Below are 15,612 nucleotides of genomic sequence, written 5' to 3'. Positions count from 1 at the left end.
CGCACAGTGGCGTTCGCAGACGTGATGGAGCGGATGTCTATCCTTCGGCCTGATCTGCTCTTGCTGATGTTCGGCCTGCTTGGTGCGCTATCTTGCCGAGCGTGAACAGATGGCCGCCGTATCAACGGTAGTGTTCTGATGCAGCAAGCATGGTGATCCCCCTTAATCTGGCACCATGATCCTGCGAGCCAATGCGCGCATTGATCTGAGTCAAACGGGGCGGAAAACCTGCTGTTAGAGCAGCAGTTTCGGGGCAGCCAACCGCAAGCCGGCAGCGCGGCAGGCCTGCTCACCCACCTCATGCTGCCTTGCCAGTGCGGCGTAGCGCTTCTTCACAAAGATTGTTTTTTGGCTACCCGCCTTCGCTGATCGCCAGAAGACCCGGTCGATCCTGGAGAGTGACCGATCTTGCCGTCTTGTAGTCGATGAGCCCCTTCCGGCGCAGCCTTGTGAAGACACGGCTCACGGTCTCGATGGTCAGACCAAGATAGTCGGCGATGTCAGAGCGCGTCATCGGCAGCTCGAGATCCTTGCTAGAGCCCCCCAGCCGTTGAGATGCTTCCGCTCGCGCCAGGAGGAAGCGGGCAACCCGCTCGTCCGCCGTCAGACGGCCAAGCAGAGTCATGTGCTCCTGACCAGCTGCAACCTCGTCAGATGCTACAGCGAGGAGACGACGCTCGAGCTTTGGATAGGTCTCCAGGAGGACGCGGAACTTGCCGCGCTCAAACCGGCACAGCCGAACGTTCGTAAGGGCTTCGGCACTGCAGGGCACGGCATCAGGGCGGCCAAAACCGATGAAATCGCCCACCGTCAGGAACCCAATGACCGCGCGACGACCATCAGCCAGGAGCTTGAACAGTTTCACCGACCCCGAGATGATGTTGAACAGGTACTCCGGTGAAGCACCCTCGTTCCGGAAGACCTCACCTGGCGCGAGCTCGACCACCGTGGTTGCCCGGGCCAGTTCGCTGAGCTGATCCTCCTCGATTGCGTTGCAGATGCTGACTGCACGAGCTTCGCAGAGCCCACAGCGCTCAACGCCACACCCCTGACCGCGCTCGATGCGAGCGCACGGTTCGGCTTTTGTGCCAGGAGGAACGGTGGTCACAGTCGTGTTCCTGATGAGACGGTGAAGGCTGAAGGGCGACCCATAGCCTTCCTGGATGTTTCCAAGCCCAACGGTAATCTGCGTTTCTGCGTTCAAGAAGGCTCGGTTTATGCACGCAACCGCCGAGCTAGCGTGCCTGCCTCCAGCAAGACGTGTGCGCCTCGGTTGAGAGCGAGCGGTCAAGAAGCCGCTGAGTCTACGCCGTCAGTCGGTTCGGGCCGGAAAACCGCCTTGTGATCAGCCTTGCACACATTAGGCTGCGCAAGGATCGCCTGCAGCCTGTCGCTTTCATGCACGAGGAGGCAAGTACAATTCTAACCAGCGTGCCCTTCCGCAAATGCCAGGCTCGGGTGCCGCGCGCGAGATTTCGCCACGAGACATTCCGTTCTGACTTGGGTAAGTAGGGCGGAGTCAGACATCGAGATACCAGGGGTAATCATCTTGGAGAGCAATACGATCGGCGCCCTCTCTCGTGAGGATCTGCTCGAGCGCGCCGCCGAAATCGTCACCTCATATGTCGCCAACAATCGAGTTCCCGCAGCCGAGTTGCCCGGACTCATCCCAGCAGTCTATGCCAAACTTGCATCTCTAAGCATCACAGGCTCGGCATCTGCAGCCGAAGCCGATGTTAAGCAGGCGACCGCGGCGCAAATCCGCAAGTCGATCACGCCAGATGCCTTGATCTCGTTCATCGATGGCAAGCCCTACAAGACGCTGAAGCGGCACCTTGGAGTGCATGGCCTCGATCCTTTCTCCTACCGTGAGCGCTATGGCCTTCCCTCGGACTACCCGATGACTGCTCCTGGTTATTCAACCATGCGATCTGCGCTGGCGAAAGAACTGGGTCTAGGTCGTACCGGCGGACGAGCGGAGAGGCAGGCAGCTGAGTAGCGAATTCGACTTGATCATAGGCTACGAGCTTGTCGTGTAGAGCGTACCGAACTTCCAGCTCTCGCGTTTCAGAAGGTACGAGGTTGGGCTTCTGAAACGTGAGGGTGGGGACCAATGGCACGCAGCTGTTGCGAAGTGCTACGATCCCGTTCAGAGGCCATCTCGTCCAGTTGCAGGTAATTTGCCTTGAACTCAGCGATTTCCGCAAGGCGTGGCAAGTCAAGGATTGTAAAATGTCTACCTTTACGCTCAATAAGGCCCGCACGCCTGAGTGTACCTAAGGAGCGATTGACGTGTACCGGTGTTATGCCGGCAGTGTCCGCCAGATCAACCTGCGTAATTGGCAGCAGGAACGTCTGGTCCTTGGTCAGCCCGACCGCGCGCAATCGCACGTACAGCTCGCAGAAAAGATGGGCGAGGCGCTCTACGGCTGAGCGGCAGCCGATGTTTACAAGCCACGCACGTAAAGTCGCCTCATTGACGCGCGCTGCTGTTTGTAGCGCCTGCATCACGGCGGGCCGCCGCTGGAGATCTGCGACTATCCAAGGAGCAACCCACACGGCCCGGCATGTGGAAAGAGTGCCAATAGCATAATCCATTCTGTCGAGCCGCGACGTGGCGAGGTCACAGACATCGCCCGGTAAAAGGTAGGCGAGGATCTGACGCGTTCCATTCTCCCGCAACTTGTATTGACAGGCAAAGCCTTGTCCAATCACAAGCATGCCTTGTGGCCGGTCGCCCTCGCAGATGAGATCTTTACCTGCCGGGAAGAACTGTCCTGCGGTCTCGATCGCGGTGAGCGCAACCCTATCAGTTACCTGTAAAGGCGCAAAAGCCTCAAGCTTGCGTACGAGCGGCCCGTGCGCTCCCTGTCGCAGCAACTGCATTTCGCGTCCTCCCTGCCCTTTAGGGACCGCGACCACGCGTACCAATTGAGCAGCACTAACATAGGCGTAGGTTGTGACCTTCAAGCCGCTACGCCGCTTATCAACCTTTAAATTACAAGCGACGGAATCTGTTAGGGTAAGCCTTTCCTCCTCGGTTCGCGATGGAAGGCAATTCGAGCAGTTCCTTAGCCGTAGTGGAACAGTGCACAATCGAATCAGATAGGTTAACGACAACATTCGAAGTAAATGGCAGCGTGGCTATCTGGTTGTATGAGGCTGCCTATGCTCTTCCACATTGATGTCGCAGATGGTGATATTATCACACGCGACGATGATGGTCTTGAGTTCTTCGATCTGAATGAGGCCTGTGCGGCTGCTGTGTCGCTATTGCCCGAGATCGCGCGTGAAGCGCTGCATGGTCCTCGTCGCCGAGCTGCGATGATGCAGGCGCAGGAGCGGTATATCGCAGCGCTGGTCCGCGACGAGGCTGGCCATGTCCTGTTCCGCACACGGCTGAGGCTCGACATGGAGTGGCCGAAAAAACCTGAACTATGAGGCTTTTGTTCGAGATCAATAATTCGATCCAGACCGCTGCCGTATGCCTCGCCGCAGACATGGGATAAATGTTTCCGGTCGATGTTATAGAGCTCGTACCAATGTCACAGGACGAACGTCCGATCACACCAGCTGAAATCCGGCAGCGCGCCTATGAGCTATGGGAGCGCAACCATCGTCCGGATGGTTTTGAAATCGAGTTCTGGCTCTTGGCTGAGCGCGAGTTGCGTGCCGAGCGTGGAGCCCAACGGCGCGATCAGGCCATGTCCCAAGATCTTGAAGTGTTCGAGATAGGCTAAATTGCCGCTGTCGGATCGTCCGTTTCGACCTGTAGTCCAGACGTTCATCTCATAACCGCTAAACTGCCGCTACTCACCCCATGAGGTCCTATATTTGTGCAACCATGTATGTATGAAAAACAACCGTTTTCCAACCACTGTATTGGCACATAGGCTGAGAAACACGGTTCCGAGTACGCAGGCCTTCTGCCATCAAGCCGCGTAGATATCCTTAGAGTAAGCGCGATGCTCCGCCACAGCTCCACGGCCGCGCCGGCGTCAGCGCGGCCGTGGAGCTGGGACTTGGATCGTAACCATCTGGCCGCGGATGGGGTCGAAGACGGTGATGGTCATCGTATGGGCTCCGCATCTGCGTGGGGGTGATCGTCCGGCTAACGCGTCTTAGCGTAACGGTTTCCGCGTCCTGTTCGGATGTGGTTGGCCCTTCGTTAAGTTTGACGGATCGGGTAGGTGGCGGCGCCGGCCCTCGGTCCTGGGATTGCCGGGGGAGAGGTCGGCGCCGCCTTGCCGGATTACTCAGCGTCCGCGTCGTCAGCGTCCAGGATCGTCTCCAGATCACCCGTGAGCGCGTCGAGCTGATCCGCGGTCGCCCGGATCTTGAACTTCGTCCCGTCCTCTGCCTCCACGGCGATCTCGATGTGGTCCTCAACCTTTGCGGCGAGGGCTTGCTTGAGGGTGTAGGTGGTCACGTCCTTAGCCATTCGACTCTCCCGGCTTACGACGCCTATGACAGGCCGGATGAGAAGTGTGCTCAGGCGAAGTCGTTCCCCGGCCCAACCGCGCCCGCTGCATCGCGCTCTGCTGGCTCACTAAGGCAGGAAGCCATCCCAAACCGGTCGCTCCTGAACGTAACGGAGAGCTGCTGGCCGCTAGTAGGCGGCTAAGCGAATTGGGACGTGATGAACCAGAACACGGCCGCCACAAGCGCGCCGATACCAGCAAGCACCAAGGCTGCGTGTCGGTCGAAACGTCTTCGTCGCCCACCCGGCATCGGCATGCTTCCCGCGTGATGCGATGATGCTCAAGCGTACACGGCCTGGCAACTCCTCATGCCGCCTCCCTGTAGGTGACAACAGCAATCCCAGTAAGAGGTTTCAAGCACACTTCGCAGCACACCCGCTGCGCCACCACAACCACATCATCATCCAACGTGGCGCCTAACTCCTCCCAACTGCTGCGCGTCTCCTGCCCGCATTCGGGGCAGCACATGACACGCAGACCGCGATAACCTTGCGCGCACCACTCCGCCACTGTCTGCACTGGGCTCACCCAACATCCTGTTGTCGATAGTTGCAGCTCATAGGCGTGGCTTGTGACGGATCGACGGTGTCCGCACTGCCGAATGCGTGGCTGCACGCCCATCCTACTTAGCGCATTACGGGCTCAACGCGGATCATCTGCGGTCAGACTGGATGCGTGCGGACATCAGCATCGTAAGACCCGAGCTAGAGAGAAGAATGAGCGCGGCGAGCAAAGCCAGCTCAGGGTTCAGAGCTGATGGTAGCTGGCGTCCTGTAACTAACGGCCATGCGTACATCCAAGCAGCCCCGACGGGTGCTGAGAAAGCCGCAACGCAGAGCATTTCGAAAAGCCAGCGAGGCATCGCTTAAATTCCAGCGTTGATTATCTAGGCCGGTTCAAGTGGCAGTCTCGTCAGTACGGTTGCTAGCTGTCCCATGACATCTCGCATCAGGGCAGCTTTTATCCGGCACGCAACCACCTTGGCGCGGAGCGCGGCGACGCCCTCGTTGTTCTCAGTGACCTCGGTCATTTCTGCGCACCACATCGCATCCTCGACAAACTCCTCACGTGCCACGATTTGGCGCGTAGCCTTCAGCATCATCCCAACAACGCGGGACCGATCAGACATACGTAACTCGCTGCGTATGGTGCCTTCCGAGTGGATCGGCTCTGCCGGAGGCGCAGTAACATTGATCAAGCGAAGGTAACTTCCGTTTTAGAGACAGACATTGGCTCAGCGATCGCGCGGGTCCAGTCCTAATTTGAGGATCGGCAGTGAATGGGCAGAGTCGACGAAGCTTGAGATGCGCACGCGCTACACGACACAGGCCAGCGAACGGCTCGTCGCATTCGCATGAAAAGTTGGCTTGCGATCACGAGCGTCCTCTAGTTGTGCGATCACATGTGTGCAGAAAACGTTCGTTTTTCTAACACTCAGTCGGAGCGGCTGGCCAAAACCCTGAAACAGCCCCGTTTGTGTAACGAAAATATGGTAGCAAATCTATTGCCAGAAAAACCCTCTTGTGGGACTATCGTGACATGCTTGTTGGCTATGCGCGTGTCTCGACCCAGGACCAAAACCTCAACCTTCAGCGCGATGCGCTTCTGAAGGCAGGTTGCGAAAAAATTTTTGAAGAGAAGAAGAGCGGTAAGGCTGGGACCAAGCGCCCGGAGTTCGAAGCCGCCCTCGCCTACCTGCGCCCGACCGACGTCCTGGTGGTGTGGAAGCTGGATCGCCTAGGCCGTTCCCTCGTCGAGATGATGCGCACCATTGATGGCCTGCGGCTCAAGGAGATCCACTTCCGCTCCCTGACCGAGCAGTTCGACAGCGCTACCGCCCACGGACGCTTTGCCCTGCAGATGCATGGCGCCATGGCCGAGTACTTCCTCGACCTCAACCGCGAGCGCACCATGGAGGGCTTGAAGGCCGCTCTGGCCCGTGGGCGAAAAGGGGGGCGACCCAAAATGCTGAGCGAGGCTGATCTAGAAGTAGCCCGGGCTCTGCTCGCTGCTGGCAACATCTCGGTGGCTGCGATCGCCAAGCGCCTGGGGGTGAGCCGCTTCACCTTCTACCGGTACTTCCCGCAGGCGCGCACGCGCAGCCAAGCGCGTGCAGGGGGCTAACCGCCGTGCCCATTCGCCCGGAAAATCGCTTCTTCTATCCTATCGATTGGTCACAGCTATCTGAGGTGATCCGCTTCGGGCGCGCCAAAGGCTGCTGTGAGGAGTGTGGTCGACCGCATGGGCAATTGGTTTTCCACCTTGGCGACGGACGCTGGTGGGATGCTGCGACGCAGACTTGGCGCAGCGGAAAGGGGCGCCCGCTTAAGCTGACACCCGTGGAGTCCATGCCGGCAGGTACAGCGCTACGGACCACCCGCGTCTATCTGGCCTGCGCTCACCTGGACCATGATCCAGGCAACAACGATCCCAAGAACCTACGGGCGCTCTGCCAGCGCTGCCACATCCTACACGATCGGGCGGAACACCTGCGTCAGCGCTGGTTCACCTACAGATACCGGAAGGCCCTCGGTGACCTGTTCCTCGGCCCTTACCCGTTCCGGTACTGACCTTGGGGCGCACACCGGAAGCTGCCCTGCTGGCTGTAAGGAGGGCTGCAGTTCGTGAGATGACTCTCGTCGAGCTTCTAGGAAAGTGGCACCGTTGGGATCGGGGGCAGCTTTTGTGGTCAGCAGCCCCCACGCAGAGCGCAGCTCTTAACGCGAGCGGCATTTGCCCGTGCGCGTGCGCTCACGGTCACCGTCATCGTAGTCAATGTTCAGCATATCACCGTTCAATGATGTGATGCGACCTGAATGCCAAGTTCCACTGCCCTTCCAGTTGCACTCGATCCGCGTACCAACAGACCACGTGTAAGAGCGGACGCGGCTGACGTGCGCGGTTTCTCGATCGCCGTCATCATAACGGATGGTCACTGTAGCGCGTGCGGCACTCTCGACGATGCCAGGGTACCAATGCTCGCCGTTCCGCCATCTGCCGAGAACCCAGTCGCCAGGCCGGTATGGCTCGCTTACAGGTTCAAATTCAGCCTGCCGATTTGGCACACGCGGTACATATTGAGGCGCACCCGTGTCACTTTCAAGCCTAAGTCTATCGTTCAGGACGTTGATTACTGCAAGTCCGCAGAAGTTGACCGGTTCTTCGATAACCCTCTCGTTTGACATGCCGCGGGAGCCAAAATCAATGATGACACGGGCTGTCATCATGCAATTCGAGGGGCGGTCGGCATTGAATGCGAGGTTCCGGCCCCCTCGCCCTGGGATCGGTATCTTTAGCCAGTTCTCACTCCAGCGCCTGCCAGGTGCCAGAACACGGAAGTCGATGATTGCACCAGGCGTGTGGTTAGTGACCACAAAGCGCTTATCGGCGACAGTCTGTGCTTGAACGGGCTGAACCAGTGCAGATGTAATTCCACATCCTGCGAAGACCGCTGCCCCTGACAATCTGATTAATGGCGCCACTATGCCCCGCCGACAAGTGCCGAGACTGCCCATACCACGCTCCCTCGATCCACGAGGAGACGTCTGATGCTTCATCGGGCCAGCGTCTCACTCGAGCAGCTCTTCGTTCTGCCGATCGCCGCGGTAGCACGCATCTCTCAGACCGGTCTTGAACGCATGTACCACCGGCTTGAACATGTGTATCAAGCCCGGAACAAAGTGGAACGCACGTGCAGAAGCGCATCAAGAGCTGGAGAGCGCGTTAGACCTGCAGTGCAACTAGACGTCATTGTAAACAACGTTTCCATGGATTTAGCCTGCCGAGCCTGTCGCGACTACAAAGCCTATCTGGAACGCCTGTTTTTACAATTTATGTCGTTGCCTATGGGGAAAGGCGATGCTGAAAGATAAACCAGAAACGGGGGTGCTCAAACTGGAATTGCAGCGATTTTCTACCACTGCCCTACCGGTTCGGGACCGGCATGAGGCATGGCTGCATCAGGATTGGCCAAGCTTCGCGCCGTTCTACCGTTGTGTTCCGCTAGAGCCATTCGACGTCACTGCGGATCGCCTCTATCTCGATAATATATTAATCATATACTCCAAGATCACGTCGCAGGAGTGGGCGCGCGACGTCGGCTTGATAAAGTCCTGGAGCTCGGACTCTCTTGTTGTTGCTTTGACAATCCAGGGAGAGGCAAAGGGAACATGGGGCGACATCCACGTTAAAACCCGCCCGGGAAGTCTTCACCTGGCTGATCTTGCAAAAGCCTCGTCCCACGTTTCAAGCGCAAGTCAGACAATTATCCTGATCGTGCCTCGCGCCCTTGCTGCTAGTCGTGGTCTTGACGTTGCCGCACTCCATGGAGTTGCCATTGCCTCGCATACAGCATCGTTCCTGACCACGCATCTGCTCAGCCTTCGGAGTGCCGTGCCGGAGCTCCCGAGGAGTAGTGGGATGATGCTGGCACGTGGAGTCATCGATCTCCTTGTTCTGGCACTTGCAGGAACAGGAAGGGCATCCCAAGCCGTCGTTGGCCGACGCGGCCTCGCACTGCTGGCACGGGGTGCAATCGATGAAGGACTCGGCTCTCCCTCTCTCAATACGGCAAGGCTCTGCCGTACTCTGGCAGTTTCGCGCGCTACACTCTATCGCCTGTTTGAGGAAGAAGGCGGCGTTCAATACTATATCCGTCGCCGCCGTCTTGAAGTCGCACGAGCAACTCTTGAGGATGCGACTTCCGCAGAGCCAATCTGTGCGATTGCGGAGCGGTTCGGCTTCAGCGATGCTGCCCACCTCAGTCGGCTGTTCCGTAGACAATATGGCATGACGCCAAGCGATTGCCGTGCGGAAGCTCAACGAATTGCCAAGCAGAAGGACGCGCAGCTGCGATGATCATATCGGCAGTGGTACTGGCCAGCTTCGTCTGCGCTTTTCTCCTGACGATGCTGATGCGTCTTCCTGCTCTCGGCGTCGCTTGCGGGGTTCCGCTAGCGGGAGCGGCATGCGCTTTTCTCGCGATCACGCTTTTCCCGTCAGGAGGATCAACTGAGCCTGTTGTCGTCCCGCTGCTTTTGATCATTGTCGCGCTCGGGGCTGTTCCCGGCGCAGTGTTAGCTGCCCTACGCCGGCGGGGTCATACCGAGGTCTAATGGGCCACTACCTGCAACGCGTTAGGTCGAAGGGTCCATCCGCCGTGTTGAGCCTCATCCGGTTCCGTCCCAGCCGTTCGACGACGCTCTCCGTCCGCGTGCCCTCTGCGACGACCACAAGCTGACCGCCTTTAAGGCTCCATCGAGCAGAGCCTTCATCCGTTGTCCCGTCCTGCGAATAAACAACAGCGGGAGGCTTGCAGCCGTCCGTACCCCAGCTGCCTACAAGATATTCACGAGTGACCGGCGAGGATCTATCTTTGGCGTTGACTGGCGTGTGGTAAGCTGTTGACAGCAACAGCATGACCAAGGCTGCGATTGAATTCATTATCAATGGATTGGATTTTTTCTGCTGTAGGCTGAGCGGCACTTGATCACCAACGTTTTGTGCCACCAGGTTGCGCTTGTGCGGATGATATCGCGCCATAAGGTGGGCTTAGCCTGACTTCGTGGATGACCTAACCATCAGGATGTCCACTGTCGGCTGAACGGGTAGCACGTTGCGGAGCCGCCGTGCTTGTACACATGTCTCAGCAGCTTGTCTGGGCGCCTCATACTGCGCCTTTCGCTCGTCGAGCCCACGTGGCCACGATAGCGGATGCGCCCTGATTTTGGTTGTCAATGGCGGCTTCCGTTCAGCGGCTCAAGGCCCGGGTTGTGCCCAGATGACCACCACTGCAGCTAGGCCGGGATCTTCACGGAGTCCGGCTCAAGTTCGCACCTCCCTCTTCTCGCTTCGGATGAAAGGCGCCGTCTCAGCAAAGCTTAGCCAATGTGATCGGCTTTAACATTCTGCGGAACTGCCTCAGGGCATGGACCGTTCTCGTGCTGCAGAACAGGTCAGGCCACAATGATCAAAACACCTCCTGTGGCAAGTGACGACGGTGCTTCCACGCAAGTGCCGTCGCAAAACGGCGGTACAGACGAAGATCTAACCCCGCTCGAGCTGCGAGCAGAGGAGGAGCTTGTTCTTCCTGTCGTCGAGGAAACTGCTCACATCGAGAAGCGGCTACGCGAAAAAGGTCGCGTCCGCGTCAGCACACAAACAGAAACCATCGAAAAGGTGCTCCGCGAGTCGCTGCACGGCAACACCGTGGGCGTCAGTCGGCTGCCCATCGACCGCGTCATCAAGGAAGGCGAGCCTGTTCCTCAGACGCGCACGGAAGGCAGCGTCACCATCATCCCAATCCTCGAAGAGGTCCTCGTCGTCGAGAAGCGCCTGATCCTCAAGGAGGAGGTGCACATCCGCGAGACGAGCACGAACGAGGACGTCGAGGTTCCGGTCACCCTGCGCAAGCAGCGCGCGGTGATCGAACGCATAGGTCCGGAGGGGGCTGAACCCACCACACCTACGGAGGAAACAGACCATGACCCAGACGATCACAGCCCTGTACGATAACCGGCAGGACGCTCAGAACGCGCTCAGCAAACTCGTCGCCGCCGGCATTCCCGAGTCCTCGGTCCGCCTCGTTCAGGGCCGCGAGGGCAGCACTGCTCAGAGCACCGGAGCTTACGACCACACCCGGGACGAAGGCGGCTTCTGGGGTTCGCTTAAAGACCTCTTCCTGCCGGAGGAGGACCGCTACTCCTACAGCGAGGGGCTGAACCGCGGCGGCACGATGCTGACGGTCTCTGCCGACGACAGCAAGATCCGTGCAGTCGCCGATATCCTTGAGCAGACCAACGCGGTCGACCTGGACGAGCGCGAGTCGTCCTGGCGGCAGGAGGGCTGGAGCGGCTACACCGCAGGTGCAACGGGTGCCGAGGCTGCGGGCGGTATTCCGGCAACCGGAGCGTCGGCCGGCACCACCGGTCTGCATGCCGCGGGTGGGGCCAGTTCCGCAGGTTCCTATGCTAGTGGGGTATCTGGTGTCACTGGCGCGGCACATGATGCGCAAGTCGGCAGCCGGGAGACTATCCCCGTCGTTGAGGAGCGTCTGAACGTCGGCAAGCGGGTCACCGAGCAGGGCCGGGTGCGGCTGCGCTCTTACGCCGTCGAGACGCCGGTAAACGAGCAGGTGAGCCTCCGTGAGGAGACGGTCCACGTCGACCGGCAAAGGGTTGATCGTCCGGTAACGGCCGCCGACGAGGCACTGTTTGCCGAGAAGACCATCGAAGCGACTGAGCGTGTCGAGGAGGCGGTGGTCTCCAAGGACGCCCGCGTCGTCGAGGAGGTGGGCCTGCGCAAGGATGCGACCCAGCACACCGAAACCATCACCGACAAGGTGCGGCGCACCGAGGTCGAGGTGGAAGACGAGCGTGGGAACGTCACACGTACCGGCACCGGCGGGACGACAACCGACAAGCGCTAAGCGCTTGTCGCGGCTGATATACCACAGCTCTTAAGCATCCTGCAGCTCGCTTGTGGGATGCTAGGAAATCCTTAACCATGAGCGCGTTGCGATGCAGCCTTTCGAGGTTGTGTCGCAATGCGCTTCATCCATGTTGAGGACGGCCTACGTCTCCGCTTTCCCGGACGCGATGCAGCGTTCAACGAGGGTGTCGAGATCGGTATCCTGGCCGTCAACTTGGCCAGCGGACGTGGCGAGTTCACGCTGCAGCTCTCCAGCGGCACACTTGAGCAGGCTCGAGCCCTCGCCGCGCAGATGGGCTACCGGGTGCATGTCGTCCGGAGCGACGAAGCCTGGGCAGGAGTGACGTTTCTGACCGGCCGTAGGCGACCCAAGCTGACGCTGATCCACAATCCGCCAGAGGCTCAGGCTGCAGGCTGACCAACGGAACGCCCGCTGCCGTGTGGTTCAACCATTCGGAACAGTGGCGATCTGCTTCTCGGTGACATTCAGAACGAGGTCGGCAACCACAGCCGATCGTGGCGGTTGACCCAAGCAGCTAAAGCCACGGAGAGCGTTGTGGCCGTTATTACGATCACGATCGGACTGCGCACCGGCACCCGGCTTCTCGCAGCCAACTCAGAACGCAGTGCCGCTAGCTACGCCGAGGCGGTTGTCTACGCCATACCGCGCGAAGCTCTCCCGGTGCCTCTGGCTGTCTCTTGCCTCGATACAGGCGTCCGCAACCGGCTGACCGAGTATCTGCTCGATCTGCAGACCGAATGCCTGCGTATGCCTCTGCCAAACCAGAACGCGTCTGGGGCTTTGGGCTGATTGAAGGGCTTTCCATGCCGCTTCAGTCCTGCCTACATCTCACCCCATGCTTCTGATGAGCGCCAACTCGAATACGCCGCTGTCAGCGGACTCTGCGCCTGACCATGGGCCAATCCTGGACGCCCGCACACGCCTGCGGCTCGGGCTGCAGCTGCAGGCCATCTACGAGCCGGTGCTGAATGACGTTCTAGATCCACGTCTGGCCGAGCTGCTGCGGCAACTTGAGTGCGATCGGGATCAGACACAAGCCGGCTAGCTACCTGGGCTGTGGTGTGCCCACGCACTTGAAGTACAAGCTATGCCGTACACGCAACGTCGCAAACCCTTCGAAGGGGGTTGCCTTGTGCGACGCACCATCTAATTTTGGATTATGCGCAACCGCGATGGCGTCGCGGTCATGCTGCTCTTCTTGAGCGTTTCCTCCCAAGACTTCGGGCCGTCCCCTCACCGGGGCGGCCTTTTTTGTGTCTTGTAAGTGATCATCTATCCATCTCCGCCGAGCGCAGCAAGCAAGATTTTTCTTAAACGGCCTTCACCCATGTGGAATTTTTTATCCAGTTTGAACTTGGCAGCAAAAAACTGGCGATTTGACCGAGCGCGGCAGCGTTCAGCGATCATAGACTGAAGGCACGTACGGCTGCGGCCAGAGCAGCAAGTCCGCCAAGGGCGACAGCCGAAATCAGCCGGGCACGCGCCCAGGGCCTGAAAGGATTATCGTTACAGGGCTTTGGCGCGCGACCGGGCCACCTCCGCCATTTACGCTCCGCATTATGAGCATCGAGCATGGCCTGAAGACCTTGCCTATCAGGCTGAAGGAGGCATGACATGAATGACGTCCTTGGCGGCTATTCGCCGTTGGAGCTCTGGACGAGTTGAGCTGTGCTGCGGACGATCGCCAGAACCTCACGACGCACCTGGTCGTCTTCGATCTCGGCGTAAGCACGCAGCAGCTCAACAGCCCCCTTGGCATGCAGGAAGCCGAGCAGCTCGGTTTGCTCCCGAGCAGTGGGGTTATCGCTATCCTCGAAGAAGGTGGAGACCGGCACTTCGAGCAACCGGGCGATCTCGCGCAGGCGTCCCGCGCCAACGCGGTTCTGGCCCTTTTCGTACTTTTGAACCTGCTGGAAGGTCACGCCTACTGCAAGTCCGAGAGCGGTCTGACTCAATCCACGTGCCTTACGCAGCGCTGCAATCCGAAGCCCGACAAGCCGGTCTGCCTCCGTAACCCGCTTCGGCGGCCCGCTGGAGATGTCCATCCTGCTAATCCTAAAATCTTAAATTCACGCTTGTTGTCGAATGTTGATTACAGCTTAATGGCGCTGCAATTTCAAGCGGTCGCCTTAGCTGCAATAAGGCCATCGGTAGCTCGAAGCTCGTAGATTACTCTCAGTGCGAACTTCCTTTGACTTCGGCATAAGGAACAGCAACGGCCTTCTTGCCCTCAATCCGCAAATAATGAAATACGATTTTACAGAAATGCGGGTTTGCAGCCTCTCACTAGGGTGCAGCCGCAGAAAGCAGCGTTCCACCATGTCGTCACAGGGCTGGAGGCGCCCTTGTCGGCCTAGCCGCCGAAAAAATGTAAGATGGCCAGTGGTTTGAGTCCCGACCATTCTGCCAGTTGCGCTGCTGCGACTGATGGCACAGCAAAAAGGCCGCCGAGCAGGTGCTCTAGGCGGTCTAATAGGAAAGCGGTCCAGAAAAAGCTTGCCCCGGCGGTATGCTAGGCAGGGACCGACCGGGGGTTACGTGATAAGTTATGGGGCAACCGACCGAAAAATTCAAGTGAAATCCGCTTTTCGTGCCCACCTTCGTTGACGTCCTTTCCAGCGACCGCTTCGCCACCTACCAGCACTGGGCCGACGGTGATGATGCTCTGGCGCTCCGGCTCTACACCTTCAACGTCCAGCTCTCGGCGGCCCTCTATGGGCCGCTGCACATGCTCGAGGTGACACTGCGCAACCGGGCTGATGCCCAACTGATGACGGTGTATGGCCCGGACTGGCTCGACGACCCAGTCGCCCTTCCCGGCCGCTATCAGCGTGACTGCGTGATCAAGGCCCGCGCCACGCTGCTGGGCGAGCGCAAAGCCGCCAGCCACGGGCAGATGGTGGCCGAGCTGACGTTCGGATTTTGGACTTCGCTGTTTGGCCGTGACGGGACGCACCTGTGGCAGCATCTTCGGCCTATCTTCCAGGCCAAGGGCATTCAGCGAGGCCTGATCGCCGGGCAGCTGCGCGACCTCCGGCACCTGCGCAACCGGGTCGCCCACTACGAGCCGATCCTCACCCAGCCCCTCGCCCAGCGCTACGGCAATCTCACCACCCTCACCGGCTGGCTCTCGCCGACCGCCGCGGCCTGGATCGCCCAGACGTCCGCCTGGGGAGCGCTCTACCCGGCTGTACCGGTGCTTGTGCCGAACGCTGCCGGTGACCTGCGCGTCGAGCCAGCTGTCATTCCCTTCCTGCCAGCCTGATATCCGGAAATACGATTTTCCTGTTTTGCGGCGACTGGCTCTATCCTGATGCCGCATGGGCCAGTCGGCCGTGCCGGCGTCAAGGCACGCTGCGCTCTCCGGCCTTGACCCCATCCCGTCCGACCGGCGGTGGGCTGCCAGTGGGGCAAAGCCCCAAACTGACCAGCAGAGCTGATCCGCTTCTGCAGAAATCCGCTTTTACGACGGATTGGAGTGGCTTGGGACTAGGCTGCAACCCGTGCCCAGTGCGGAGCGGACGAACGCGGCCTTAGGCGGCGTCATGATCGCGGCTGAAACCATCGCCGTCCCGGGCCTGGCAGGAGCCTGATCGGGTCCGGGGGCGCCCTCCCCTACACAATGGCCGGCGGCTGTGGCGGCACTGTGTGTGAGCGGGCTGGTGTGCCTCTCCCGGCAAG

At 59.5% G+C, this 15,612-nt stretch carries 16 protein-coding genes; 12 read left to right on the top strand and 4 right to left on the bottom strand.

Going from position 1 to position 15,612, the window contains the following annotated elements:
* Nucleotides 1-352: 352 nt before the first annotated feature.
* The gene (locus MFF24_RS24245; protein WP_182556771.1) at nt 353-1,204 is read right to left on the bottom strand and encodes a Crp/Fnr family transcriptional regulator; all 852 of its coding nucleotides are present in this window, start codon (nt 1,202-1,204) and stop codon (nt 353-355) included.
* A 345-nt stretch (nt 1,205-1,549) separates the two neighbouring features.
* Between MFF24_RS24245 and MFF24_RS24240 the strand changes: the two genes are divergently transcribed.
* Nucleotides 1,550-1,999 carry a Ros/MucR family transcriptional regulator gene (locus tag MFF24_RS24240; RefSeq protein ID WP_210280251.1) on the top strand — a complete coding sequence of 150 codons (450 nt, stop codon included), beginning with the start codon at nt 1,550-1,552 and terminating at the stop codon, nt 1,997-1,999.
* Nucleotides 2,000-2,067: 68 nt separating this feature from the next.
* Here the strand turns inward: MFF24_RS24240 and MFF24_RS24235 are convergent, their stop codons facing one another.
* Nucleotides 2,068-2,970: a Crp/Fnr family transcriptional regulator gene (locus MFF24_RS24235; protein ID WP_306424270.1), complete on the bottom strand. Its 903-nt coding sequence runs from the start codon at nt 2,968-2,970 to the stop codon at nt 2,068-2,070.
* A gap of 198 nt (nt 2,971-3,168) precedes the next feature.
* On the opposite strand from MFF24_RS24235, the gene MFF24_RS24230 reads away from it, so the two are divergent.
* Together MFF24_RS24230 and MFF24_RS24225 are read left to right on the top strand one after the other, a co-directional pair.
* Nucleotides 3,169-3,441, top strand: coding sequence for a DUF6894 family protein (locus MFF24_RS24230; protein ID WP_182556772.1), 273 nt, complete (start codon nt 3,169-3,171; stop codon nt 3,439-3,441).
* A 101-nt stretch (nt 3,442-3,542) separates the two neighbouring features.
* A complete protein-coding gene (locus tag MFF24_RS24225; RefSeq protein ID WP_182556773.1) occupies nt 3,543-3,740 on the top strand; it encodes a DUF2934 domain-containing protein in 198 nt (65 codons plus the stop codon).
* A 512-nt stretch (nt 3,741-4,252) separates the two neighbouring features.
* Here the strand turns inward: MFF24_RS24225 and MFF24_RS24220 are convergent.
* Nucleotides 4,253-4,441: a hypothetical protein gene (locus tag MFF24_RS24220; protein ID WP_182556774.1), complete on the bottom strand. Its 189-nt coding sequence runs from the start codon at nt 4,439-4,441 to the stop codon at nt 4,253-4,255.
* A gap of 1,579 nt (nt 4,442-6,020) precedes the next feature.
* On the opposite strand from MFF24_RS24220, the gene MFF24_RS24215 reads away from it, so the two are divergent.
* The 8 genes from MFF24_RS24215 (at nt 6,021) to MFF24_RS24180 (ending at nt 12,720) form a co-directional block, all read left to right on the top strand.
* Entirely contained in the window at nt 6,021-6,605 is a 585-nt protein-coding gene (locus MFF24_RS24215) for a recombinase family protein (protein ID WP_182556775.1), read from the top strand.
* Nucleotides 6,606-6,610: 5 nt separating this feature from the next.
* Nucleotides 6,611-7,051 (top strand): HNH endonuclease signature motif containing protein, encoded by a 441-nt coding sequence (locus MFF24_RS24210; protein ID WP_231347163.1) that lies wholly within the window; start codon nt 6,611-6,613, stop codon nt 7,049-7,051.
* 978 nt (nt 7,052-8,029) lie between these two features.
* Complete coding sequence (locus tag MFF24_RS24205; RefSeq protein ID WP_231347164.1) at nt 8,030-8,353, top strand: hypothetical protein; 324 nt, start codon at nt 8,030-8,032, stop codon at nt 8,351-8,353.
* Nucleotides 8,340-9,338 (top strand): helix-turn-helix domain-containing protein, encoded by a 999-nt coding sequence (locus MFF24_RS24200; protein WP_182556776.1) that lies wholly within the window; start codon nt 8,340-8,342, stop codon nt 9,336-9,338. Before MFF24_RS24205 ends, MFF24_RS24200 begins: the two co-directional genes overlap by 14 nt.
* 1,107 nt (nt 9,339-10,445) lie before the next feature.
* Nucleotides 10,446-10,994, top strand: a complete 549-nt coding sequence (locus MFF24_RS24195) for a YsnF/AvaK domain-containing protein (protein WP_182556777.1) — start codon at nt 10,446-10,448, stop codon at nt 10,992-10,994.
* Nucleotides 10,963-11,907, top strand: a complete 945-nt coding sequence (locus tag MFF24_RS24190) for a YsnF/AvaK domain-containing protein (RefSeq protein ID WP_182556778.1) — start codon at nt 10,963-10,965, stop codon at nt 11,905-11,907. Before MFF24_RS24195 ends, MFF24_RS24190 begins: the two co-directional genes overlap by 32 nt.
* A gap of 117 nt (nt 11,908-12,024) precedes the next feature.
* Nucleotides 12,025-12,327 (top strand): hypothetical protein, encoded by a 303-nt coding sequence (locus MFF24_RS24185; protein WP_182556779.1) that lies wholly within the window; start codon nt 12,025-12,027, stop codon nt 12,325-12,327.
* Between the two features lie 105 nt (nt 12,328-12,432).
* Entirely contained in the window at nt 12,433-12,720 is a 288-nt protein-coding gene (locus MFF24_RS24180) for a hypothetical protein (protein WP_210280252.1), read from the top strand.
* Nucleotides 12,721-13,565: 845 nt separating this feature from the next.
* On the opposite strand, the gene MFF24_RS24175 is transcribed toward MFF24_RS24180, so the two are convergent.
* On the bottom strand, nt 13,566-13,976 hold the full coding sequence (locus MFF24_RS24175) for a helix-turn-helix domain-containing protein (protein ID WP_182556780.1): 411 nt from the start codon (nt 13,974-13,976) through the stop codon (nt 13,566-13,568).
* A 545-nt stretch (nt 13,977-14,521) separates the two neighbouring features.
* On the opposite strand from MFF24_RS24175, the gene MFF24_RS24170 reads away from it, so the two are divergent.
* Nucleotides 14,522-15,196 carry a hypothetical protein gene (locus tag MFF24_RS24170; protein WP_182556781.1) on the top strand — a complete coding sequence of 225 codons (675 nt, stop codon included), beginning with the start codon at nt 14,522-14,524 and terminating at the stop codon, nt 15,194-15,196.
* Nucleotides 15,197-15,612: the final 416 nt, after the last annotated feature.

The organism is Methylorubrum aminovorans, assembly GCF_022179725.1.
GTDB lineage: Bacteria > Pseudomonadota > Alphaproteobacteria > Rhizobiales > Beijerinckiaceae > Methylobacterium > Methylobacterium aminovorans.
Note: the sequence above shows the minus strand (reverse complement) of the source record. Positions and strands in the feature narration are given on the sequence as shown.